This is a genomic window from Methylobacterium sp. WSM2598 (assembly GCF_000379105.1).
GTDB lineage: Bacteria > Pseudomonadota > Alphaproteobacteria > Rhizobiales > Beijerinckiaceae > Methylobacterium.
Window position 1 is genome coordinate 1,973,340 of sequence record NZ_KB900609.1, and the last position, 21,506, is coordinate 1,994,845.

At 67.6% G+C, this 21,506-nt stretch carries 20 protein-coding genes, 1 tRNA gene and 4 pseudogenes; 14 read left to right on the forward strand and 11 right to left on the reverse strand.

All coding sequences use genetic code 11. The annotated features are described in order from the left end of the window. A complete protein-coding gene (gene phnN / locus MET2598_RS0109230) occupies positions 1-534 on the forward strand; it encodes a phosphonate metabolism protein/1,5-bisphosphokinase (PRPP-forming) PhnN (protein ID WP_012332723.1) in 534 nt (177 codons plus the stop codon). A gap of 150 nt (positions 535-684) precedes the next feature. Next, entirely contained in the window at positions 685-2,220 is a 1,536-nt protein-coding gene (locus MET2598_RS0109235; RefSeq protein ID WP_012332722.1) for a CYTH and CHAD domain-containing protein, read from the forward strand. Positions 2,221-2,235: 15 nt separating this feature from the next. Here the strand turns inward: MET2598_RS0109235 and MET2598_RS0109240 are convergent, their stop codons facing one another. Continuing rightward, positions 2,236-3,057 carry a TrmH family RNA methyltransferase gene (locus tag MET2598_RS0109240; protein WP_018260626.1) on the reverse strand — a complete coding sequence of 274 codons (822 nt, stop codon included), beginning with the start codon at positions 3,055-3,057 and terminating at the stop codon, positions 2,236-2,238. Positions 3,058-3,174: 117 nt separating this feature from the next. Between MET2598_RS0109240 and MET2598_RS0109245 the strand changes: the two genes are divergently transcribed. Further along, a tRNA-Glu gene (locus MET2598_RS0109245) sits at positions 3,175-3,250 on the forward strand. A gap of 627 nt (positions 3,251-3,877) precedes the next feature. Here MET2598_RS0109245 and MET2598_RS38865 read toward each other — a convergent pair. After that, complete coding sequence (locus MET2598_RS38865) at positions 3,878-4,840, reverse strand: ABC transporter substrate-binding protein (protein WP_012332720.1); 963 nt, start codon at positions 4,838-4,840, stop codon at positions 3,878-3,880. 58 nt (positions 4,841-4,898) lie between these two features. On the opposite strand from MET2598_RS38865, the gene MET2598_RS0109255 reads away from it, so the two are divergent. After that, positions 4,899-5,213 (forward strand): helix-turn-helix transcriptional regulator, encoded by a 315-nt coding sequence (locus tag MET2598_RS0109255; protein ID WP_084673801.1) that lies wholly within the window; start codon positions 4,899-4,901, stop codon positions 5,211-5,213. On the opposite strand, the gene MET2598_RS0109260 is transcribed toward MET2598_RS0109255, so the two are convergent. Both MET2598_RS0109260 and MET2598_RS0109265 read right to left on the reverse strand, forming a co-directional pair. Continuing rightward, positions 5,200-5,811 (reverse strand): 5-formyltetrahydrofolate cyclo-ligase, encoded by a 612-nt coding sequence (locus MET2598_RS0109260; RefSeq protein ID WP_018260629.1) that lies wholly within the window; start codon positions 5,809-5,811, stop codon positions 5,200-5,202. The genes MET2598_RS0109255 and MET2598_RS0109260 overlap by 14 nt on opposite strands. A 70-nt stretch (positions 5,812-5,881) precedes the next feature. Then, positions 5,882-6,208, reverse strand: coding sequence for a hypothetical protein (locus MET2598_RS0109265; protein WP_026190613.1), 327 nt, complete (start codon positions 6,206-6,208; stop codon positions 5,882-5,884). A gap of 2,031 nt (positions 6,209-8,239) precedes the next feature. On the opposite strand from MET2598_RS0109265, the pseudogene MET2598_RS43700 reads away from it, so the two are divergent. Then, positions 8,240-8,507, forward strand: a pseudogene (locus MET2598_RS43700) (hypothetical protein). 31 nt (positions 8,508-8,538) lie between these two features. Here the strand turns inward: MET2598_RS43700 and MET2598_RS0109280 are convergent. The 3 genes and pseudogenes from MET2598_RS0109280 to MET2598_RS38880 form a co-directional block, all read right to left on the reverse strand. Next, positions 8,539-8,859 carry a hypothetical protein gene (locus tag MET2598_RS0109280; RefSeq protein WP_012332714.1) on the reverse strand — a complete coding sequence of 107 codons (321 nt, stop codon included), beginning with the start codon at positions 8,857-8,859 and terminating at the stop codon, positions 8,539-8,541. Positions 8,860-8,935: 76 nt separating this feature from the next. Further along, positions 8,936-9,130: a hypothetical protein gene (locus MET2598_RS38875; protein ID WP_083784677.1), complete on the reverse strand. Its 195-nt coding sequence runs from the start codon at positions 9,128-9,130 to the stop codon at positions 8,936-8,938. A gap of 600 nt (positions 9,131-9,730) precedes the next feature. Continuing rightward, positions 9,731-9,916: pseudogene (locus MET2598_RS38880) on the reverse strand (IS5/IS1182 family transposase); the annotation flags it as partial. 592 nt (positions 9,917-10,508) lie between these two features. Between MET2598_RS38880 and MET2598_RS0109290 the strand changes: the two are divergent. The 4 genes from MET2598_RS0109290 to MET2598_RS38885 all read left to right on the forward strand — a co-directional run bounded on the left by MET2598_RS0109290 (position 10,509) and on the right by MET2598_RS38885 (position 14,900). Then, positions 10,509-11,816, forward strand: a complete 1,308-nt coding sequence (locus MET2598_RS0109290; protein ID WP_018260634.1) for a glycosyltransferase — start codon at positions 10,509-10,511, stop codon at positions 11,814-11,816. Beyond that, entirely contained in the window at positions 11,816-12,769 is a 954-nt protein-coding gene (locus MET2598_RS36195) for a class I SAM-dependent methyltransferase (protein ID WP_036270319.1), read from the forward strand. Before MET2598_RS0109290 ends, MET2598_RS36195 begins: the two co-directional genes overlap by 1 nt. Beyond that, on the forward strand, positions 12,766-13,701 hold the full coding sequence (locus tag MET2598_RS0109300) for a class I SAM-dependent methyltransferase (RefSeq protein WP_026190614.1): 936 nt from the start codon (positions 12,766-12,768) through the stop codon (positions 13,699-13,701). Before MET2598_RS36195 ends, MET2598_RS0109300 begins: the two co-directional genes overlap by 4 nt. A gap of 935 nt (positions 13,702-14,636) precedes the next feature. After that, on the forward strand, positions 14,637-14,900 hold the full coding sequence (locus MET2598_RS38885) for a recombinase family protein (RefSeq protein WP_084673802.1): 264 nt from the start codon (positions 14,637-14,639) through the stop codon (positions 14,898-14,900). On the opposite strand, the gene MET2598_RS0109310 is transcribed toward MET2598_RS38885, so the two are convergent. Continuing rightward, positions 14,879-15,397 (reverse strand): Cache 3/Cache 2 fusion domain-containing protein, encoded by a 519-nt coding sequence (locus MET2598_RS0109310; RefSeq protein ID WP_020493643.1) that lies wholly within the window; start codon positions 15,395-15,397, stop codon positions 14,879-14,881. The genes MET2598_RS38885 and MET2598_RS0109310 overlap by 22 nt on opposite strands. Positions 15,398-16,059: 662 nt before the next feature. On the opposite strand from MET2598_RS0109310, the gene MET2598_RS42685 reads away from it, so the two are divergent. The 5 genes and pseudogenes from MET2598_RS42685 to MET2598_RS38895 all read left to right on the forward strand — a co-directional run bounded on the left by MET2598_RS42685 (position 16,060) and on the right by MET2598_RS38895 (position 19,301). After that, positions 16,060-16,395 carry a hypothetical protein gene (locus tag MET2598_RS42685; RefSeq protein WP_236728697.1) on the forward strand — a complete coding sequence of 112 codons (336 nt, stop codon included), beginning with the start codon at positions 16,060-16,062 and terminating at the stop codon, positions 16,393-16,395. A 53-nt stretch (positions 16,396-16,448) separates the two neighbouring features. Continuing rightward, positions 16,449-16,858, forward strand: a pseudogene (locus MET2598_RS42690) (hypothetical protein); the annotation flags it as partial. A 25-nt stretch (positions 16,859-16,883) separates the two neighbouring features. Further along, positions 16,884-17,150 (forward strand): hypothetical protein, encoded by a 267-nt coding sequence (locus tag MET2598_RS0109325; protein ID WP_012332708.1) that lies wholly within the window; start codon positions 16,884-16,886, stop codon positions 17,148-17,150. Beyond that, the gene (locus MET2598_RS0109330) at positions 17,147-17,344 is read left to right on the forward strand and encodes a hypothetical protein (protein WP_012332707.1); all 198 of its coding nucleotides are present in this window, start codon (positions 17,147-17,149) and stop codon (positions 17,342-17,344) included. The genes MET2598_RS0109325 and MET2598_RS0109330 overlap by 4 nt, the downstream gene beginning before the upstream one ends. A 916-nt stretch (positions 17,345-18,260) precedes the next feature. Beyond that, a complete protein-coding gene (locus MET2598_RS38895) occupies positions 18,261-19,301 on the forward strand; it encodes an ABC transporter substrate-binding protein (protein WP_157182112.1) in 1,041 nt (346 codons plus the stop codon). 394 nt (positions 19,302-19,695) lie between these two features. On the opposite strand, the gene MET2598_RS40885 is transcribed toward MET2598_RS38895, so the two are convergent. From MET2598_RS40885 to MET2598_RS0109335, 3 genes and pseudogenes are all read right to left on the reverse strand, one after another. After that, entirely contained in the window at positions 19,696-20,154 is a 459-nt protein-coding gene (locus MET2598_RS40885) for a cytochrome c (protein WP_157182113.1), read from the reverse strand. Positions 20,155-20,304: 150 nt separating this feature from the next. Further along, positions 20,305-20,576: pseudogene (locus MET2598_RS42695) on the reverse strand (hypothetical protein); the annotation flags it as partial. 74 nt (positions 20,577-20,650) lie between these two features. Next, positions 20,651-21,301, reverse strand: coding sequence for a BON domain-containing protein (locus MET2598_RS0109335; RefSeq protein WP_012332704.1), 651 nt, complete (start codon positions 21,299-21,301; stop codon positions 20,651-20,653). Between the last annotated feature and the right edge of the window lie 205 nt (positions 21,302-21,506).

Consider the following 21,506-nt stretch of genomic DNA (forward strand, 5'->3'; position numbering starts at 1 on the left):
ATGCGCCCGGGCGGCTTCGTCCTGATCGTCGGCCCGAGCGGCGCGGGCAAGGACACGCTGATCCGCCTCGCGCGGGACGCGCTCGCGGCCGAGCCCCGCTACGTCTTCCCGCGCCGGCTGGTGACGCGGCCGCCCTCCGCGCACGAGGACAACCGCGAGATCGGCGAGGCGGATTTCGCCGCCGGGGAGGCGCAGGGGCGCTTCGCGCTGGCCTGGCGCGCCCACGGCCTCGGCTACGCGCTGCCGGCCGCCTGCCTGTCCCTGGCGGAGACCGGACACGTGGTGACCGCGAACATCTCGCGGCGGGCCGTGGCGGAGGCGCGGGCGCGCCTGCCGCGGGTGAGCGTCGTCAGCGTCACGGCGCCGCCCGAGGTGCTGGCGCGGCGCCTCGCCGCCCGCGGCCGGCCGGAGGACGGCGACCTCGCCGCGCGCCTCGCGCGGCGGGCGCCCGACGCGGCGGACCTGACCATCCTCAACGACGGGCCGCCCGAGGCGGGCGCGGCCGCCCTCGTCGCCCATCTGCGCGCGCGCTGACCGAGCGGAAACCGGACGCTTGCGCGGCGGCGTGCCGAGAGCCCATATCGTTCTCTCGTCTCGGGCGTTCCTGCCCGGGCGGCTCGGGCCTCGGGGCCCGGGCGGCGGGCCGGCGCGCCCACCGCCGCAGCGGGAGAATGGAAGGACCGGATGAGCACGCCGCGGGAGACCGAACTGAAGCTCGAATTCGAGGCCTCCGACCTCGCGGCGCTGAGCGAGCACCCGCTCCTCGGCGGCGACGAGCGGGAGGCGCGGCTGACCTCCGTGTATTTCGACACCGAGGACCGGCGCCTGCGCGAGGCGGGCTTCACGCTGCGGGTGCGCCGCGACGGGGATCGGCACGTCCAGACGGTGAAGGCGGCCGGCACCGGCGCCGGGCTGTTCGACCGGCCCGAATGGGAATGGCCTGTCGACGGGGCCGAGCCCGACCTCGCGCGCCTCGGCGAGACCCCGGCGGGGGATGTTCTGGGCCGCAAGAGCGTGCTGCGGCCGCTCTTCTCGGCGGGCGTCGAGCGCTCGACCCGGGTGATCGCGCGCGGCGGCTCGCGCATCGAGGTCGCCCTCGACCGCGGCCGGATCACCCTGCTCGACGGCGAGGGCGACCGGGTCGCCCCGATCCACGAGCTCGAACTCGAACTCAAGGACGGCTCGGCCGCCGACCTGTTCGGGCTCGCCCGCGAGATCGGCGCGAGCGTGCCGCTGCGCCTCGGGGTGATGACCAAGGCCGAGCGCGGCTACTCGCTCCTCGCCGGGCGCCTCGACCGCGCCAGCAAGGCGGAGCCGGTGCGGCTCGACCCCGAGGCGAGCGCCGGCGAAGCCTTCCAGGCCGTCGCGCATGCCTGCCTGCGCCACATGCGGCTCAACGAGGCGGTGCTGCTCGACCACCGCGACGCGGACGCGCTGCACCAGCTGCGGGTCTCCCTGCGCCGCCTGCGCTCGGCCTTCTCGCTCTTCGGCGACCTCGTGGAGGATCACCGGACGCCCACCATCCGGGCGGAGCTGCGGCGGCTCGGCGAGCCCTTCGGCCAAGCCCGCAACCTCGACGTGTTCCTCGCGAGCACGCTCCCGGCCGAGCGGGCCCGGCGCCCGGACGAGGCGGGCCTGCTGCGGCTGGAATCGCATCTGGAGGGCGAGCGCAGCCGCGCCTACGAGGCGGTGGGCGCGGTCCTGCGGGGGGAGGAGTGGCGGCTCTTCCTCCTCGACCTGATCGCCTGGATCGATGCGGGGCCCTGGCGCGAGGCGGGGGCGCCGCAGGCGGCGCGCCGGGACGGGCCGGCCCGGGCCTTCGCGACGGAGGAGCTGGAGCGCCGCCGCCGCCAGGTGAAGAAGCGCGGGCGCCACCTCGACGAACTCGACCCGGAGGCGCGCCACCGGGTGCGCATCGCCGCCAAGAAGCTGCGCTACGGGGCGGAGTTCTTCGGCAGCCTCTATCCCAAGCCGAAGGCGGTCAAGCGGCACAGGACCTTCGTGAAGGCGCTGGCCGACCTGCAGGATTGCCTGGGCGACCTCAACGACATCGCGACCGCGCACACGCTCACCGCGGCGCTGACCGAGGGCGCCGCGGATTCGGCCGTCTTCGCGGCCGGGCTCACGGCGGCGGACATGGAGGAGCGCACCGCCCGCCTGCTGCGGGCGGCGGCCGAGGCCCACGCGGCCCTGATCGACGTGCGGCCCTTCTGGCGCTGACCGGGCGGGCCGGCGTCAGCGCCGCGGCGCCAGGGCGTAGAGGGTGATGGCGGCGGCGTTCGACACGTTGAGGCTCTTGATGGCGCCGGGGAAGTCGAGCCGGGCCATCACGTCGCAGCACTCGCGGGTGCGCTGGCGCAGCCCCTTGCCCTCGGCGCCGAGCACGATGACGAGCGGGCGCGTCGGCGTCACCTCCGACAGGGGGACCGGCGCCTCGGAATCGAGGCCGATGCGGGTGAAGCCCTGCTCGCCGAAGCGGATCAGCGCCTCGGCGAGGTTGCGGACGGTGATGAAGGGGACGTGTTCGAGCCCGCCCGAGGCGGATTTGGCGAGGACGCCGGTGGCGGCGGGGGAGTGCCGCGCGGTGGTGACGATGGCGGTGACCGCGAAGGCCGCCGCGGTGCGCACGATGGCCCCGACATTGTGCGGGTCGGTGATCTGGTCGAGGGCGAGGAGCACGGCGTCGGCCGGCAGGTCCTCGATGGGCGGGACCGGGAGGGGCTCCGCCTCCAGGTAGAGCCCCTGATGCACGGCATCGGGCCCGACCAGGGCCGAGATCTCGCCGGGCCGCACGGTCTCCGGGGCGATTCGCAGTTCGCCGACCTCCTCCGTGAGGCGTGCGAGTCCGTTCTCGGTCGCGAGCAGGCGGGTGAGCCGGCGGCGCGGGTTGCGCAGGGCCTCGGCCACCGGGTGCCAGCCGTACAGGACGACCGTGTCCTCGTCGGCCCTCCGCGGGCCCGCGCCGGCCCGCGCGCCCGCGGGCGCCCGGGCGGGCGCGCCGGTCCGCCGGTCCGGCCCGCCGCGCCGCTCGCGCGGCGGCATCCGCTTGATCGCCATGCTGTGCCCTCCCGCCGCCCTGCGGCGCGCCGACACACAGCAGGGCGCCGACCGCGTCAACCCCATCAATGCGGTTGCCGTCGGCCCGGAAGCTCACTATAGGGTCGCTCACCGCGAGCGCCCTTCGTCTAGCGGTCTAGGACGTCGCCCTTTCACGGCGAAAACACGGGTTCGAGTCCCGTAGGGCGCGCCAGCAGAATCAATCACTTAGCTGTTTTCGGTGCTGCCCGTGTCCAACGTATGTCCGATATGTGGGCGTGCACGAGGGTGGGCTCACCCACACGCACTTGGTCATACCAAATCCGCTTGATTCCTTCGGGATGGCGGATTTGGGCCTCGCTCAGGCGCCGCGCAGGCTCGCGATCCGGGATCCGCTTCGATCAAGCGGATCCCGCATCACACCGCCTGACGTCAACGCTCGATGCGGTCGAGCCGTAGGCCGGCCCTTTGGCGGCACGCCTTGACCCCGCCGCCGAGGAGAGCGCCCCGGCGGTGAAGCCCGAGTGCACGGCGCGCCAACCGTGCCATCGCGGCCATCGCGGCAGCGGAGCGCGGCACGATCGGCAGCTCATGCGTGGCCGTCATGCAACGGGCCGCGGGCGTCTGCTTGGCGGAAGGCGAAGGGCCACCCGGGCCAGGGTGCCATGCGATCGCTCGTTAACCATATCGGGGGCACCATTCACTCAGTGGCAACCCGCCATCGGTCTCGCGTCAAAGCCCGCCCGGCGGCCTACCGGGCGGGCCTCGTCGTCTCAAAGCCTCGGTCCGTCTGCGGCGCGCTCTGCCCGCCGACGTGATGCTCGGATGCGGGGACTGCAGCCTAATCGATCACCTCATCGGCAAGGGCCAGGATGGAATCGGGCACGTTTAAGCCGAGTGCTGCTGCCGTCCTCATGTTGACGCACAACGTAAACCTGGAAGGCTCCTCGACCGGGAGATCACGCGGCAGCGCTCCCTGAAGTACACGATCGGTCAGAGCCGCTGCGCGATGATAGCTCTCCCTGAGATCGGGGCAGAATGACATCAGGCCGCCATCATGCACCTCAGGCGGGAAGGTGTGGATAGTTGGAAGTTTCCGAGCCAAAGCCAAATCAGCAATCGTGCGCCGGTGGTTGAAAAGGGCGTTTTCGGTGATGAAGATCACGGCCTGCGCCCGAGCGGCTACCGCACCATCGAATGCAGCAGGCAAGCCAGCAGCGCCGCTGATTTCTATGGTCGCCACCTCGATACTGAACCGTTTCCCTGCAATGAGGATACTCTCCACGAGGGCAGCGTTCTCCTGAAACTGCGGGCTCCAAAGGACAGCGACTGTGCGCATTTCTGGGACGGTGTCGGTCAGGAGTTGGAGGCGTTTCGCCCCCAGAAACGCATCACTGAATGTCACTCCCGTGTAGTTGGCTCCCGGTCGGGGTAGACTCTTCACTAGGCCAAGGCGAATTGGATCGGACACGAACAAGAACACTACCGGCTTAGAGACATGCGCGCGCTTGAGTGCAAGTGCGGCAGGTGATGTCACTGCAATGATGACCTGTGGCTGGACCTGGGATATGTGAGCCACAAACGAGGTGAGGCGGTCGGGATCGCCGTCCGCACTGAGAAGCTCAATATCGGCAGTTTGCCCCTGGTGATGCCCAAGGTCACTCAGCGCGGAGTAAAGCTGGTGGATGGGTGTGCGGTCAGCAAACCCGCTGTGTAGGATAACGATGCGAGCCTTCGCCGCCGCCGCGACCCGATGCGCCAAGCACGGGAAGAACAGCGCTGCGAGGAAGTCTCTCCGCTTCATCGGTCATCTCGCCAGCGCGACCGTCTTCGCGGGCCAATTGCCGCCCGAAAGGGTAATCGTGCGCACCGTCTCCATCAACCAGCCCGCCCCGGGCGGACCCCACGAGGTCGTCATTCTCGGCAATCTGCATGCCAACCCCCATCCCTCGCCCGAGGTGCTGAAGAGGATCCTCAACCTGACCTCCTCCGAAGCGCGCCTGGTCAACGAGATCGCGGGCGGCAGGAGCGCGGAGGAGATCGCGAACGCAGCCCACGTGCCGGTCGGGACGGTCCGCAAGCGACTCGCGACCGTGTTGACCTGTCTCAGAGGCGCGTACCCTCACGAGCGCTCGGGCCCCGCTGACGGCGTCAGCATTCGTGTCAGCGCTCAGTGACAATCTCTTCCAGAGCGATGTCATGTGGCTGCGGGTAGATCGTCCTCAGGCGCCCGAGCTCGAAGCCAACACCAATGGTGCGCGGCTTGACCGACATCGCAGCGATCGTGCGATCGTAGAAGCCACCACCATAGCCAAGCCGGTAGCCCTGCTCGTCAAAGCCGACGAGCGGGACGACCAGGAGGTCGGGAAACACCGGCTCGCCGGATTCCGGCACCGGGATGTTCCAAACGCCTTGCGCCATCAAGCGGCCCGGTGACCACTCGCGGAACACGAGCGGTTGTCCCCGCTCCACGATCACCGGCAGCGCAAGGCGCGTGCCCCGCTCCCGCATCGACGAGAGAACCGCTCGCGGGTCATACTCGCCGCGAAATGGCCAGTAGAAGCCGATCAGCTTGCCGGCGTAAGGCTCCAGTGCCGCTCCGAGCGCCTGACTGACCCTCTGGCTCCGCGCCGCGCGATCCTGGGCGGAGAGCCCGATGCGTTGCTCGATCAGCTTGGTTCGCGTCTCCTTGCGCCAATCGCGGATCGTTGGCCAATCCGCACCGGCATTCGGCAGCCCCGTGTTGGCGTCCGAGATCTTGGATGTGTCGCTCATGGGCTTGCTCCCGCCTCTCCCGGGCTAGCTGCGGAGGATGTCAGCCGTGCCGGTGCGCCGCGTGACCGGCTTACTGCCCGCCATAGGGGCGCAACGGCCGCCCAGCCTCCGAACGGTGCACCATCACAGCCTGTCCGGCGGCGTCATCGATGGCGGCGAGGCGAGGTCCGACGGCAGCGTGGAGGGACATCTCGCTGCGATCCAGAACCAAGTTCACGCGCTCGCAGCGCTCGGCATCCGGGCTGTTGGCCACCTCCGCCTCCCTGAGTGCCTCGGTGATGATGACGCGCATCTCCTCCAGCAGGCGCTGTGTAAGAGGTGGCCGTGCCTCAGCAGCATAGGCTTCAGCGATAATCCTGGCCCACTCATCCGCGGGCCGACCCGGATATCTGTTCATGTTCGGACGTCCTGCCAGCATGGGCGCCCCCGTGGAAGCGCTGCATCCTGCCCCATGGGCTCGGCGCTGTCGGCCTGCAGCAGGCTCATCTTAGCAGACGATTCCTCCGCAGGCGCGGAGATAAGTCGTTCATTCCGATGCGGTGGATCCGTTACTGCCAAGTTGGAGCAGCTCGACTCGGAGGGGGCCCTCGTCGGCCCGAAGAGGAGGTTTGAAGGCCCACACTGCCGGCCGGGTCCTACTCGGGCCGGCATCATTTTATGCGCGGCACAATGTCCACGGCGTATATTCCTGCGGATAATTCGGCTCTCGGCCATTCGCGCAAGGCGGGCGTATGGAGCCACCTCGCGCGGGCTCGCAACCGCGCGACCGCCTGGGGCGCCGATTGCAGGCGCTGTACGAGCCCGTTCTCGACGAACCGCTGGAGCAAGGCCGGCGGAGCTGCTGCACGAGTTGGACGGCACCGGCTCGCCCCGCCGTTCCGTCCCGTTACAACGGCCGCCCACGGCCATTCCTGCGCCCTCCAGAGGCGTGCCAACACCGCTGGTCGCCATAATCAAACCCCAAGGCGGAAGCCTTCTGCTTATGGCCGAGAAGGGTTCGGCAGCCAGGGCATCAGGGCTCGAAGCAGCTCTGGAGCGGCCGCGCCGGGCAGGAGGGTTCTTGATCGAAGCGCCCCGCGGCAACCGTCCTCAGGCCGCCGGGACAGCGGTCGGCGGCACCGCCAGCGGCTTCTCCGGCGCCGTCGTGCCCTGCACCGGCCCTGGACGCGGCTCTCGAACGGCTTCGGCGGGGCGTGGAGCGGGACGGGCAGCGGCAGGCAGCGGGAGATCAACCGAGACCACGCGACCGCTCAGTGGGTCCAGGATGCGGATCTGCGCCATGCACGCCCCCTCGGGAGGAACGACCAGGGTGTGCCGATCGAGGTAGGAAACCGTAAACGGCCCGACGTGCGCCACGACACGCGTGAAAGTGCCGGTCAACGGGGCAGGCCCGCCTTGACGCGGATCAGCGCGTCTCCGATCCGAGAGTGCGATGGCGCGCATGAAGGCGCGAACCGGCCTTTATGGAACCGTAAGCTGAGCCATGAAGGATGTCCCGCAGCTGCTGGCCCACTGCGGCATGTCCGCCGCCGCTGCCCGGCTCAGGCTCTTCGCCACGAGCGCGTGCTACGCCTGCATCCTCGAGCCGTTCGGGCGCTCCAGCCACGTCATCGCGCTCAGCTGCGAGATCGTGCTGGTCCCGACCTTTGCCATGCTCTGTGGGCCCAAGCGAATGAGGGAAGCCCGCCGCGGCAGGACCGGGCGGGCTGAAAGGCTGCGATCCACGTTTGGGGAAATGGATCGCGCGTACCTCAAGCACATTTTGAGTGCCGTCGCACCTCATATTCGGACCTGAGCCACGTTAGCGAAAGAAAGTCCGCCACGGTGGAGAGGTGCCGGGCGGGCTGAGGCTCTGTAGAGTAGAACTCCGCCAGAAGAGTATGCTGGCGGTCAAGTTGGCAAGGCGCTACCGAGTCGCCTCCGACACAATCTTCATCTCGTCGCCGTCTGCACGTTCCGCAGGCTGAGCGCCGTCGCGGCGGCGAAACCCGCTATTCGCACAAGCCCCAGTATGGGACGCGTCATGGTGCCTCTGGACAGCGTTCCGAAGGTCTCGCGCGGGCCTCGAACCGGCCGCCAGTCGAGGGCCAGTCTATTGGCTTTCAGTGGAGTCTTGCAAGCCGCTGCCTCGACCGTGCTGGTGCACAGACGCCGACGAAAACACCATGTGCTCAGCCGCTACTCGCCTGAAAATGAGGGACAAATCGCGCTGAGCTATGTACGTTTTGAATGCGTCAATGCACTAGTCTTTGGCTGTCCGCTCCAGGCCCGCACGCCCGGGGCAGGGCCGTGGGCCGGGTCCGAAAGCGGCACTGAAGACCCGGCCCTCACAAAGAAATGCCGGCTCGGGAGGGAAGCCCGGCCGGCGTCGAGTGGAGATCCCTGAAAAGCGGATAGCCGCGCGGCGGCTCCGGGCGGTTCCGTCGGCTTGGGAGGGGCCCTCAGGCCCTCGCTTCTACACCTCAAAGCGCTCCCTGCCCTCAAGGCCGTCACCGACGAGCAGCTCGATGCCGCCATGCGGGAGTACCTGGACGATCCCACGCCCGGCATGCGCCTGATCGCGAAGGGCGTGGCGATCGACATTGCCGCGGCCGTGGCGAACCGCGAAATCGCTAGGGACGTGCTGGACGATCCCACCCTCGATCGCGCGGTGCATAGTGATCAGGACGGCGATCCTGCTCGCGCGGCCTGCCTGACGGACGCAATCGCCGCACACAGCCCAGCGGTTCACCGTTCTCCGTCCTGGGGCGTGCAGACGATGTTCTCAGCGGCAAGCAGTGTCTCGCGCAACTCCGCCGCGATGTCCGCGAGCGCGGTCCCAGCCGCGATCCCCTCGGGGAGCGTCTCCTGGATCTCGCGTAGATCGGCCATGACATCGCGCATCACCGCCCGGTTGAGGCAGGCGAACCGGCCCGGGGCGGCACGCTCGAAGGCGAGCGCCAAGGTCTGATAGGCGCGCTCCAGCAGGCAGTAGGCGATCTCCGCCCGCACCACGCGCTCTTCGGGACCGCACTCGCACTCCGGCCGGAGGTTCTGCTCGGGTGTCATGTGCACACACGTGGGGAGCGCATCTGGTAAGCGCCAGCCCGCACATCAGGCGTTACTGCAACTCCAGTCGTAAGGCTCAGGACGCGCGAGCTCGCCGCTCCTCGATCCAGGCTTGTGCCTCGTCCAGGTCCGCGAACTTGGGCGGATTGGGATCGTCAACCGGACCGAAGCCGGTTTCCAGAAACCAGGAGCCGGCTCGTCTCCGAACAGACGCCCGGCGGTACGGAATGACCGCCGGGCGTTCTGCTGCCGGTAAGACTTCGTTGACCATCCTGGCCCACCGTTTCGCCTGCGGCGCTGAACACCCAGCCGGCACGGCGGCGGCCCGGTGCTCCGGGATGAGATCTCCGGGTCGTCGCCTCTGATCTTCCGGGACCGCCCGCTCGTGTCGACGACGAGAGCGGGCGAAGGCAGCGACTGGTGACCGCTTTGAGCCCGTGGCGGGCTGGTCGCTGGAGCTGGCGGCCGGGTTCTGAGTAGGGCTTCGGCCCGGCCGCCATGCACCTGCAGGCGATAAGCCCGCCACGGGACCCTGCGGGCATGGCGGCTTGCGCGGACCGGCCCAAGGCAAGCTGAGTGGAGGCAGCGCCTTCCCCGGCCCGACCGGATCAGCGAGCGTGTCACGGCAGCGTGGGGCGGTGTTGATCCAGGTCGCTCCGGAACCGCCGCCCTCTACGGCCCAGCGAACAGCATCCCGGCGGCGCGGTGTCCCCCGCGCAGGATCGCCCCGTGTGACGTCGAAGCGAGAAGGCCCTTCGACCTGGATCGCTGGGAGCCCCGGGCCCGGCTATCGGTCCCAGCGGGAGACACCGACGGACCGCGCCTTCAAGCTGCTCTACCGGCTCGGCGCTGAGGGCGGGATCGGCGACACTACCGCCAAGCCCGGGATCCATGCCCGGCCGTTGGTCGCGCAGTACAAGTCAGCCACGCTCTCCCGCAGCCAGGACGGGCCGAGCATCCGGTCGACCCGCACCAGGATGTGATCATCCGGCAAGATCTGGCGCAGCGAGCCCTCTACGAACAACTCGGGTTGCTCCCGATCACGCCGACCCAGCATGGGGCGCTTCCAGCCAACCAACACTGGAAGGGGATCGCTGCCCTGCCGCCGCTGCGCTGTTGCTCTACGCCTTCCCCGATCCGAATGGGCGCTTCGGTCGGGACGGGACGGTCCGGGGCCAGCGCACCGGCGGCACGGGCAGGGCGGGATTGCTGATGGCCTGCTCGGCCAGGTGCGCATGCGTCTCCGTCCTGCCAATCAGCCGAACGTCCACCTGTTATTCACTCCCTGCAATGCAGCACGCTATTATCATCGCTTATAGTAATCCTCGCCCCATGGCATATGACGAGCGCCCAACCGCGATGCCGTCGCGGCCGGGTGTGCCCTCCTTGGGCGTTTCCTCCCTAGACTTCGGGCCGCTCGCGAGGGCGGCCTTTTTCTTTTCTGAGCGCGGTCCCCATATTCGGTAGGCTCGACTGCCTGCAAGCCCGACGCACCCACAATCGGGTAAACTAACGCGCGAAGCGGCATACTTCCTCACGCCGCCTCAAGCCTCCGGGGAGGTTGCAGCGGCAGGCGTGGCTTGTCTCTGCCCGGCAGGCAGCCAGCGACTTCACCCTCAGCGATGCAGCTGCGGCGGAGGCAGATAGCTATGTCGGTTCCCGCGCGCCGCATGCTCCTCGTCAGCTTCGGAACCAGAGGCGACGTACAGCCCTTCTGTGTGCTCGGCCGCGAGCTGCAGGCGCGGGGTCACGCCGTCCGCATCTTGACCACCAGCGACTACGCCGGGCTGGTACGCCGCTTCGGTCTTGATCCCGTCACCATGGGAGTACCCTTTGCCGAGGTGCTGCGCGACCCGGCCTTCGACGAGCTGTTTCGCAGCAATTTCGTACCCCGGTCCGGCCTGCTGCGAAATGTGCGTGCCCTTGCTGGCCGGGTCGAGGCGCAAATCACTGACCTCATGCTCGGCGCCCTTGACGAGGTCGGCCGGGCCGACCTCGTGGTTTACAACAGCTTTGGGTTCTTCGCCGGAGCCATCGCGCGCGCGAGGGGCATCGCATCCTTGCTGGTGATGTGCCAGCCCCTGTTGCCAACAACGCGGGAGAGCCTCTCACTGTTCGGCGGACGTAACCTCGGGCGAGTCGGCAACCGCCTTTCCTACGAGGTGTTTCGCCTGCTCACGCCCTTGATGCACGGCCCGCTGCGGGCGCTGCGGCGCTGCGGCGTGGGTGGAGACCTGCACCTGCTCACGAACCCGGTCACGCACGGCCTTTCCGAAACACCCGTGGTGCTCGCCTACAGCGCCGCGCTGAGCCCGCCCGCCAAGGACTGGCCCGTTCCGGCGACGCAGACCGGCTTCTGGTTCCGGGAGCAGGATCCCGCAGCAGCGCTGCCCGAGAAGATCCGGCATTTCCTCGATACCGGACCTCCGCCAGTCTACATCGGGTTCGGCTCCATGCTCTGGGGCGCCAAGCGCAACACCGAGGTGGTGCGGCGCGCGCTCGACCTCTGGGGCGGGCGGGCGATCCTTCACACGGGGTCGGGCAGGCTCGCCCTTGCCGGCCCGATGCCGGACGACCACACTGCTGAGAACCGCATCCTACCGATCCAGGAGAGCGACCATGCCTTGCTCTTTCCCCATGTCGCCGCGGTCGTTCACCACGGCGGAGCGGGAACGACGGCCGCGGCGCTTCGGGCCGGGCGGCCGAACGTGGTGCTGCCGGTGCTGGGCGACCAGTTCTACTGGGGTCGCCGCGTCGCCGAAGTTGGAGCGGGCGAGGCTCCCGTGGCGCTCGGCCGCGTGACACCGGAGGACCTCGCCGGGCGGATCGCCCGAGCTGCGGCCGGAACTCGCTCTGCGGCTGTGGTGGCGATCGCGACGGCGATGGCGCGCGAACCGGGAGTCAGCGCCGCCGCGGACCTGATCGAGCGGCACACCGCGCGCGCGGGGGCGACCTGATGCCGCCATCCTGCCCAGTCACCGGTGAGCCCGCCGTGCGCCTCGTGCAATGGGTCAGCGCCCGCCACCTCACCGCCCTGTGGCGGCTCTTATTCCGGGCTGATCCGCGCTCAAGCTTCTCCGGCACGACGCGCTTTGGCCTGTGGGAGTCGCCGACCGGCCTCCACTTCTTCGACCCGATGCGGGCGGGCGACGCGGACTTTTACGCGGCCTTCTACCGGAGCCGTGGCATGCGCCAGTACCTGCGGGACCCCGATCGTGACGAGTTTCGGACCGCAGCCGCCTACGTGCGGCCCGCCGACCGGGTGCTTGATGTCGGATGTGGTTTCGGGGCCTTCCGGCATCACGTGCCTCACGCGACTTACGTCGGGCTCGACCCGCATTTTGCTGGCGGGGAGGATCGTCCCTGGGCACGGGCAGAGCTCCTGAGCGACCATCTCGTGAGGCACGCGGGGAGCTACGACGTCGTCTGTGCCTTCCAGGTGTTGGAGCACGTGACCGACCCGGTCAGCCTCATGGCTGAGATGGCGCGGGCCGCGCGGCCGGGCGGCCTCGTCATTGCCGGCGTGCCGCACGTCCCCTCGGCGCAGACCGGCATTCCGAACTGGCTCACCAACGCCGTGCCCCACCACCTGACATGGTGGACCAAGCCGGCTTTGGTGGCGCTCGCCCGCCGCGTCGGACTGACCGACGCCATCGTGCGGGAATCCGTATGGTCTCGTGGCGATGTCTTCGTGCACTGGATGGCGCGCCTCTCGCCCGTGCGCTGCCGCGCGCACTACTACCGCCACGCTTGGTCCTGGTACGCTGCGGCCCTGGTCGGAGCGCTTGGCGGAGTCGTCGCGGCGTCCTTCCTACCCCTACCAAAGCCGGGAACGGACGAGGGCGTCGCCCTGCTGCTAGTCGCTCGGCGCACCGTTGATCTCTCCACTGACTTGCAGGACACCCCATGACGACCCCACCCTGTCCCGTCACGGGCGAACCAGCGGTCCGCCTCGTGCAGTGGGTGAGCGCGCGCCTGCTCGCGGACCTCTGGCGCTACACGCTGCGGGTCGATGTGCGCCCGAGCTTCCGCGGCGCAACGCGCTTCGGCCTGTGGGAGTCGCCGACCGGCCTCTACTTCTTCGACCCCATGCGGCAGGGGGATGCCGGCTTCTACACGACCCTCTACAGCCGTCTGAATATCCGCCACTACCCGCGCGAAGGACACCCGCGGGCCGAGTTCCGACTGGCCGCCCGCCACGTTGCGGCGGGCAACCGGGTGCTTGATGTTGGCTGCGGCTTCGGCGCGTTCCGCCACGAGGTGCGCCACGCCGACTACACGGGTCTGGACCCGCACTTCTCCGGCGAGCCCGGCGCGTCCTGGGCCCGGATCGAGAACTTGGACGACCACCTGCGGACGCATGCCGGCCACTACGACGTGGTCACCGCTTTCCAGGTGCTAGAGCACGTCGAGCAGCCGGTGGCGATGGTAGAGGCGATGATGCGGGCGGTGCGACCAGGTGGCACCGTGATCGTCGGAGTGCCGCACGTGCCGGCGGCGCACACCCGGATCCCGAACTACCTGATCAACGCGGTGCCGCATCACCTCACGTGGTGGACAAAGGCGGCGCTGGAGGCGGTCGCAGCCCGCGCGGGTCTGGTCAGCGCCGCGGTCGAGATCGCGCCCTGGAGCGACGTGGATGCGATCGTGTACTGGATGGAGCGCTGCTCACCGGTGAAATGCCGCCAGGTTCATTATCGGCACTCCTGGGCGTGGCACGCCTCCGCGCTGATCGGCTTCATGGGTGGGTTCGTGATGCGGAAGCTCAAGCCGGAGCCGTTCCGCCCCGATGATGAGGGTGCATCACTGCTGCTGGTGGCGCGCAAGCCCGCAATCGCATGATCGATCCGCCTTAAGGTGCACTTAATGCACCAGTTGTGTCTGCATGGGCATTCCCATACGAACTCTTGGCAAGACAGCGAAAACCCGCCTGTATGAGGTACTTTCGGCTTACGAACGTTGACTTATGCGGATCTCATTCGACATCCGGTTGATTGCTTCGCAATGCGGATGTCGGCGTCGCTCAGGCGCCGCGCAGGCTTGTGATCCGGGATCCGCTTCGATCAAGCGGATCCCGGATCATCTCCAAGTTAAGACCCAGGCTGCTCGAACTCCTGCGCCGGGGCGACACGCTGCATATGAGGTAGGTCAATCGAATCAGTCGCTACTCTAGGGACGTCTGCGGGGATCCGCGGGCTCACGCGCTGAGGCGTCATCGTCCTCGTGGTCACCAATTGTTTGACTTTGGACGGCGCCACTACGGATCCGAAACAGCAGGCCGTTAGGGACGCGCTGATCGGCTTTATGGCGGCGACTGTCCAGGCCCAGGCCGTTGCCACCGAGCAGGCCCAGCGCGCCGGTATCGAGCACGCCAGGGCTCGCGAGGACGCCGACAGGGGACGGAAACTGAACGCCGGCCGGGATCTCGCTCGTGCCGGCGCTCTTCCTTCGCCGCAGTCGTGCGGTAGCTGAGACTGGTCGTGCCGCCGCGGCTTCTTCTCCCGGTTGCGGGATGGTACGGCAGGCGGCTGGGCTCCGAAGCGACCGGCGCTCCCATGGCCCGGCCGCCACCCTCAGGGTCTCGTGTCACGCAACGGCGTGCTCAAGCGAGACATTGGCGTGAAACACCAACTGTGGCCGGCGCCGAACGTCAGGCGGCACTCAGCACCCCATCAGGCCCTTATCGGGACCCAAGCGAGACACGCCTGAACTCAATCGCGAACCGGTGTGTAAACAAAACGACTGTCGGCAATACCCTCCCGCGAGACCATCCTGACATGCTCGTCGGATACGCCCGCGTCTCAACCCACGACCAGAACCTCGACCTCCAGCGCGATGCCCTCGCCCGCGCCGGAGGCCAGCGCGTCTTCGAGGAGAAGAAGTCCGGCACGGCGGCACCAAGCGACCCGAGTTCGAGGCCGCCCTCGCCTTATCTCCGTCCCGACGACGTGCGCGTGGTCTGGAAGCTCGACCGCCTCTCGCGGCCTTCTTGCCAAGCCCCTCCCGCGGCCAAGCCTCACTATTTCGGATATCCCACGTAATAGATCCCGATGATGCCGCTGCTCGCATCACGGATCGGTTCGTAGCCGGTGATGTAGGGGTGGCCAAGAATATCGGCCTCTCCGAAATAGGCTTCGCCCTTGTTGATCGCCGCGATGGCCTTGCCCTTCGGATCCAGAATGGTCCCAACGGCGCGCGATCCGTCATCCTTCTTCACATTCGTTGAGACGCGGACGAATTCACCACCGCTCTTGACGAACAATGTTTCAGTTCCACCCATCTCCTTCTGCACGCTATCGACGAGAGTGAAGTCACCGTTCACTTTCGTCTGTCCGAAATAGAGAACCGGAACGGTCTTCCCGGCGACGGTGTCCTCGCCCTTTGCGCTCGGGGCTCCGAGGGTAGCGGCCTTCGACTTCAGGCGCTGCATGGCGGCCTGCACGTCCTCGGCGGGACCAGCGTAGACACTGGTAAGTATCGGAACGGCCGCGCTGGCCAGGAAAGCCAGGAGTGATAGGGTAAGCAAAGGCGCTTTCATGGTCATCTCCCTTATTGTTAACGCGACATCCCCGTAATGGAGACGAAAAATCAGTCCCCCTGTGGCACTCGCTGGGACAGCCTCTCACGTTCTAGAGTGGGAGTTATGCAAATGGGCTGCCCTCGCGCGCGATTGAGCCAGCAGCTAGTAGCCGTGGCGGCGGTTAACACGCCGGGCCGTCCTTCGAGCCGACCGATGCGCAACTCCGGCCCTGGTCAGTGCCTTGATGACCAATCCGTCGGACACCTCACATGCTGCAACTCCGGCCGAAGAACTGCTGAGTGGAGTCGCCTTTGCTCCGCTCCCCAGCCCAAGCACAAGCGCCGCAGCAATAGACAATCCTGCAAGTTTCAGATAACCCATAGTCATCTCCTTTGCCTCAATGCGATCCTGGAAATGAGCGCTGCTGTCCCACTATTTGCGCTTTTCTCGTGCACCGCTTGATCCATTGAGACTCGGCCATTGCTCTGAGGGTCTGAACTCAATCAGCTTGACCGCATGAAGGGCCGCCGAGGGTCGGAAGCGGCTGTTAAGGCGCATCCTGCACCGGCGCGGGCGCATTGCCGGAGGCGAGGCGGCAAGCTCCCCGACACCCCCGGGCCGTACCGGGCCGCCATGCTGACCGCCAACCCGATCGCCGATCCTGCCGCCCTGGTCTCCGCGTGGAGCCGCGGCCTCGCCGCCCTCTCCCCCGGCCAGCCGCCCTGCCCGGGGGCCGCCCCGACGAGTGGGCCACCAGCCTGGAGAACTGCCGCCGCTTCGTCGACGAGTTCGGCGCCGAGGCGGCGCGGCTCGGCTGGGACGCGCTCACCCTGTTCTCGGTGCACCCGCAGGCCGGCATCGTCCGGGGCGACTGCTGCGGCGTGATGATGCCGTGCTCCTACCCGGTGTTCGAGCTGGCAGGGGCGTACCTGACGACACACCTCTGGACCTCGCGGAAGGCCAAGCCCTGGCGCTGCCGCGGCGTGACCGTCTGGGAGTTCGGGAAGGCGGCCTAGCGGGATCACGAACTCCGCCGTAGCCTGCGCCGATCAGGGCGCCGATCTCACCCGTGCCGATCCGACCCGAGCACCGCGGCTTCGACCCGATCGACTGGCCCCGGCTCTCCGACGTGATCCGCTTCCTGTCCGCCGGCGGGCGCTGCGAGGGCTGCGGGCGGCCCCACCTGCAACGGGTCGCCTTCAGGGCGGGCGCTGGTTCGACGCCGCGACCGAGACGCGGCGCGACGGGCGCGGCCGGATCCTGCGCAGCCGCATGCTCCCGGAGGACCTGCTCCACACCGTCCGGTTCACCCGCGTGGTCCTGGCGACGGCGCACCTCAACCACGACACGGCCGACAGCGCGCCCGGCACCCTCGCCGCCTCCTGCCAGCACTGGCACATGCTGCACGACCGGCCGGAGCGGCGGCGCCGGTTCGCCCTGTTCAGCCGCAAGGCGGCGGGCGATCTCTTCCGCGGGCCATGCCCCTGGACGGAGAGGCGGCGCGATGCCAGACAGACCCACGATCGGCGAGTTGTTCAAGCTCAAGGCCGTCACGGACGAGCAGGTGAAATCCGCAGTCGCCGCCTCCCTCGACGGCCCCACGCCGGGGCTGCGCCTGATCGCCGAAGGCGTCGCCGTGGACCTCGCGGCGGTGATCCCGGCGAACGCCTACGCCCGGGAGGTGCTGGCCCTGACCAACGCCCTCGAGGCGCAGCGACGGATGGCGGTGCGCACCGCCATCCTGCTGGCGAGGGTGGAGGGAGGCGCATGAGTGACGAGACCCCGACAGAGCCGCCGCGCAAGCCGGACAAGCTCGAACTGCGGATCGCTCGGCTCATCCAGGAGCGGATCTGGGACGTCTCTGGCCACCACCCGCTCGGCGATACCGATGCCCAGACCCTCGCCCGCGAGATCATCGCGCTGGTGACGGGGGAGCTGCGAGTGCCAACGCGCGACCCGTCCTGACGATCGAGCGCCGGATCGCCGACGCCTCCCTGAACGAGGGATAGGGCGCGGGCCTGGACGTTGCCCTATGCCGGCGAGATCGAGGGCGTTGTGCACGCCGTGCGCCTATGGCGGGCGCGGCTGCCGCCCTGACACGGCCCGCGTAGCTCGCGCACGCTATCGCCGCGCAACGGACGCCGCCTACCTCTCCGCCTGTGAGCCGCCGCAACCCCCGCCGCGCCTCCACGAGCAGGCCGCGAGACCCCGCAGATGAGCGGAGGGCAGGGCCAGGACCACGATCACTCGTGCTGGTCCTCTGGCGGAGGTTCGTAGTAGCCCCGAACAGCGATCCAGAACGCCCTGCGCTTAGAGGGTGTCAATTTCGCCAGGGCATTGTTGAGCTCCGCCAACCCCGCTCGCGCGAAGAGCTTTCGATCGGCGGCGGAGATTTTGGTTATGCTTGCCATGATGCCGCTCCTCACTACAGGGGAGAACGCACGGAAGCAGGCTTGGTCCCGGCTTCATGCGTGGACAGGCGGAGGCATGGGCGAGACGTGCCGTGGCCGGATCTGCGGCAGAAACACGAATGGCCCGCCGTGGGCGGAGCCGGGCGGGCCGAAGGCATCCCCACATGATTGAGGATTGAAGGCATCGTGCACCCGCACGCCCGGGGCGATCGCGCGCCGCCCGCCTGCGGGCCTCGGACCGAAACCGACCTGCTTCGGGCGTTGCGTCTGGCAGGCCATCGGCTCCGGTTCAGGCCGACAGCGGACCGGCCCTGTTCAAGAAGAGGATTGAAGCCGCTATTGAGCGGGTCGGGTGGCGGACTTATGGTCCGTCTGATGCGCCACTAGCCCGGGCCGTGCTGTCGTGGCAGGGTATGCGACAACATTCGGAGTATTCAGATGAGGCAGTTCGACCTCACAGCACTCTTCGAATGAGACGGCGCATTGTCCGTGAAACGTCGTCTGCGGCCTTGCCGTCGCCGCATCCCCTGCCGCCCGTGCGGATTAGGCGGCGGGCATTTGTTGCGGGGCTTGGCGCAATCGCCTGTCGCTCGGCCTTCGCGCAGCCATCCCTTCACACCTACCGGATCGGCTTCCTGCGTATCGGCACGCCGCCTCGCAGCTTCATCGAGCCGTTCCGGCAAGGTCTCAGCGAGCTCGGTTATGTGGAGGGGAAGAACTTGGTCATCGAGTTTGAGGCAGCTACGACGGCGGAGCAATTGCCCGAAGCGGCCGCAAAGCTGGTGAGCAAGAACGTCCATCTCATCGTGGCATCGGGCGCGGCGGCTGTGCTTCCGGCGTGGCATGCATCCGGAACAATCCCGATTGTCTTCGTAGCGGGGATCGACCCGATGACGGCCGGGCTGGCTAGCGGCGGCCTTGCTCAACATAGCTCGAACGTGACCGGCCTAACTACGGTTCAGATTGACCTGACGGCCAAGCGCATCGAGTTGCTCAAGGAGATGCTGCCGGCTCTTCAGCGGATCGCCTTCCTGATCCGCGACGGCAATCCTGGATGCGCTGATTACGTGAGGGAAGCCAAAAAGGCTACAACGGCCCTCGGTCTCAAACTGGACGTAATTTCTGTACGATCTAGGGCCGATCTCGACGGTGCGTTTGAAAGCATCCGAGCGTTAGGAGCGGATGCCATCGTTCCGATGGATGACTCTGTTTTTACTGAAGCGCGGAGACAGATAGTGGAACTCGCCAACCATTATCGGCTGCCTGGAATCTACCCGACTCGTGAATTCGTTGAGGAAGGCGGCCTCCTTTCTTTCGGCCCAAACTACTCGGCCGTCTTTCGCCGAGCGGCGGCGCTCGTTGACAAGATTATGAAAGGGGTGCGACCGGCCGACCTGCCCATTGAGCAGCCAACTACATTCGAGATTGTAGTTAATATTTCAACGTCTAATGTATTACAACTGGAAATTCCACTCTCCATTCTCGTCCGTGCCGATGAGCTGATGGAATGATGAGACCTGTGCGCGGCTTCGCGGAGCTACCATTCCTAGTATCTTGTGGCACAGGGCAGGCCCAAGATGCTGTGACACGGGATCCGCTTGATCAAAGCGGATCCCGTGTCACACGCCTGCGCGGCGCCTGAGCGAAGCCCACATCCGCCATCCCGAAGGGATCAAGCGGATCACCAGCCCGCGCGGCGCCTGAGCGAAGCCCAAATCCGCCATCCCGAAGGGATCAAGCGGATTTGGTACGATTCGAGCGCTTCGCGCACAGGCCTCATCACTCCGTCGGTCAGCTGGTCGACGCTCATGGGGGGCATCTGGACGCCGCGAACCGGCCGGAGAGTGGCACCATTCTCGCGACCGCCTGCCCTGCAACCTCGACATCCGATAATCGACCAACCGTTTAAAATTTCTGGTTTGTAAAAGGCATATGCGTCGGCGGCTGGATGCGAATGAAAGCAACGCCGCCAGCCGCATGGCAGGAATTGCAAGATGTGGTCAGGTCCGTATAAGCCGCTTGTAGACCCTGTATGTTTCTTTCCTTCGCGGCTTTTTTCAAGCGGGCTAGGGCTCGATTTGCATTCGAGACGAACTCCAGCGGTATATTTTTGTAGAGCATGGCCGCAGATGTGAGATCATCCGAAATGTGATCGGACTCGAAATTTATTAAATCCCAATCTTGCGCCCGTCCGGCGTACCAGAGCTTGATGTGGCGTGATTGGATCAGCTGCATGATGTTCGCGAGGCTCAAGAGAGACCAGTCGGGGGTTTGAACTGAGCGCGGCTCCGCAAACGGAGTCGTCTGGCTCTCGGCGACCGGGCTCAGGAGAACGCTGCCGAGGAGGATGATGACTCGCTTCATGGCGTCTTGATCTCCAGCGGAGGGAGGCGGCGGATCGGTGCAGGATCATCCCGAGAATCCCAAGTCGTGCGGCATCTCTCGACCTTCGGCGTTCAGGCGAGGCCACCGTGCAAAGCGGGGGGCTGAACCGAACCAAGGTGTTGCGGGAGCTTCGTGGTCCTCCGTCGTGCGGTCGTCGCAGGCGATCAGCCACGTCGCGCCGCCTTCGTCCCCGGCGCGGTGCACGAGGCGGCCGTGGCGATCGAGCGTGCCGGTCCAGCGGAGACGGTAGCGGCGGCGGTCGCGAGCCTCGTGCGCAGCGCTGCGTCGAGGCGGCCATCCGGGCTGAGGTCCGCGACGATCTCGTAGCCGCACCCGGCACCGCCATCCGGATGCTTCGGGCAGCGCGCCGGCGACGGGGGCACGCGGCGCAGTCCGGCCAGGGAGCCAGCCTCCCCGAGAGGCCCGACGTCGCGAGGCGCAGGATAGCCGGGCGCTGCGTGCGTCGTCGGTCTTCTCAGGCGAGCGCGACGATCCGGTCCTCGACGGACCGCACGCCCGGCACCGACCACGCCGCCCGCTCGGCGGCGTCGCGCTCCGCCATCGTCGCGACGGCCCCTTCCAGGGTGACCCTGTCGCCCTCGACCCGCACCGTGATCGCGTCCGCCTCCACGAGCGCGTGGCGCTTGAACGCTTTCACGATCCTGTCCCGGACCGCCGTCGGTTTGACCGCGGGCCTCAACGCGATGAGGTTCGTCACGCCGACCACGCCGGACAGCTTGCGCACGGCCGCCTCCGCGCCCATCAGCTGGTACTGCCAAGCCACCGTCCCGGTTAGGGTGATCCAGCCCTTGGCGACCTTGACCTGTATGGTGTCCTTCGGGAGGTGCACGGACCAGTCGATAATCGCGAGGGCGCGCGCGGCGATCTGGTCGTCCTCGACCTTCTTGGCCTCAGGGGAGCGGACTTGAATGTCCTGGGCGATCGCCCGCACGCCCTTGACGCCCCGCGCGGCCCGTTCGGCTTCGACTTTCTCGGCGTAGCTGCCGACGTGCCCGGTGAGGGTGACGACGCCGTCCGAGACGGCTACGCCGATATTGGTCGCGTCCAGACTGGGGTCGAAATCGAGTTCGTCGAGCACGTCGCGGCGCAGGTCCTTGTCGGTCATGGCGTCTCTCCCGGTCTCATGATGGCGGGGCTGGCCGAGTCCGATCCTGTGCGTCCCGCGCCGACGAGCCTTGATCCAGCGCAAGACCGGCGCGCCCCGATGCCGGTGCTGGCGGCATGCGGAGACGGTCCCTTGCGCTGGATCAATGGAGCGTGCGCGATCCGGGTGGAGGATGTCCCGGTTCGGGAATGGCCGCCGTGCAGGG

Bases quoted from the DNA above. Each gene is read 5' to 3' on its own strand.
- phnN (WP_012332723.1), top strand. From the start codon at position 1: ATGCGCCCGGGCGGCTTCGTCCTGATCGTCGGCCCGAGCGGCGCGGGC.
- MET2598_RS0109235 (WP_012332722.1), top strand. From the start codon at position 685: ATGAGCACGCCGCGGGAGACCGAACTGAAGCTCGAATTCGAGGCCTCC.
- MET2598_RS0109240 (WP_018260626.1), bottom strand. From the start codon at position 3,057: ATGGCGATCAAGCGGATGCCGCCGCGCGAGCGGCGCGGCGGGCCGGAC.
- MET2598_RS38865 (WP_012332720.1), bottom strand. From the start codon at position 4,840: ATGAAGCGGAGAGACTTCCTCGCAGCGCTGTTCTTCCCGTGCTTGGCG.
- MET2598_RS0109260 (WP_018260629.1), bottom strand. From the start codon at position 5,811: ATGAGCGACACATCCAAGATCTCGGACGCCAACACGGGGCTGCCGAAT.
- MET2598_RS0109265 (WP_026190613.1), bottom strand. From the start codon at position 6,208: ATGAACAGATATCCGGGTCGGCCCGCGGATGAGTGGGCCAGGATTATC.
- MET2598_RS0109280 (WP_012332714.1), bottom strand. From the start codon at position 8,859: ATGACACCCGAGCAGAACCTCCGGCCGGAGTGCGAGTGCGGTCCCGAA.
- MET2598_RS38875 (WP_083784677.1), bottom strand. From the start codon at position 9,130: ATGGTCAACGAAGTCTTACCGGCAGCAGAACGCCCGGCGGTCATTCCG.
- MET2598_RS0109290 (WP_018260634.1), top strand. From the start codon at position 10,509: ATGTCGGTTCCCGCGCGCCGCATGCTCCTCGTCAGCTTCGGAACCAGA.
- MET2598_RS36195 (WP_036270319.1), top strand. From the start codon at position 11,816: ATGCCGCCATCCTGCCCAGTCACCGGTGAGCCCGCCGTGCGCCTCGTG.
- MET2598_RS0109300 (WP_026190614.1), top strand. From the start codon at position 12,766: ATGACGACCCCACCCTGTCCCGTCACGGGCGAACCAGCGGTCCGCCTC.
- MET2598_RS38885 (WP_084673802.1), top strand. From the start codon at position 14,637: ATGCTCGTCGGATACGCCCGCGTCTCAACCCACGACCAGAACCTCGAC.
- MET2598_RS0109310 (WP_020493643.1), bottom strand. From the start codon at position 15,397: ATGAAAGCGCCTTTGCTTACCCTATCACTCCTGGCTTTCCTGGCCAGC.
- MET2598_RS0109325 (WP_012332708.1), top strand. From the start codon at position 16,884: ATGCCAGACAGACCCACGATCGGCGAGTTGTTCAAGCTCAAGGCCGTC.
- MET2598_RS0109330 (WP_012332707.1), top strand. From the start codon at position 17,147: ATGAGTGACGAGACCCCGACAGAGCCGCCGCGCAAGCCGGACAAGCTC.
- MET2598_RS38895 (WP_157182112.1), top strand. From the start codon at position 18,261: ATGAGACGGCGCATTGTCCGTGAAACGTCGTCTGCGGCCTTGCCGTCG.
- MET2598_RS40885 (WP_157182113.1), bottom strand. From the start codon at position 20,154: ATGAAGCGAGTCATCATCCTCCTCGGCAGCGTTCTCCTGAGCCCGGTC.
- MET2598_RS0109335 (WP_012332704.1), bottom strand. From the start codon at position 21,301: ATGACCGACAAGGACCTGCGCCGCGACGTGCTCGACGAACTCGATTTC.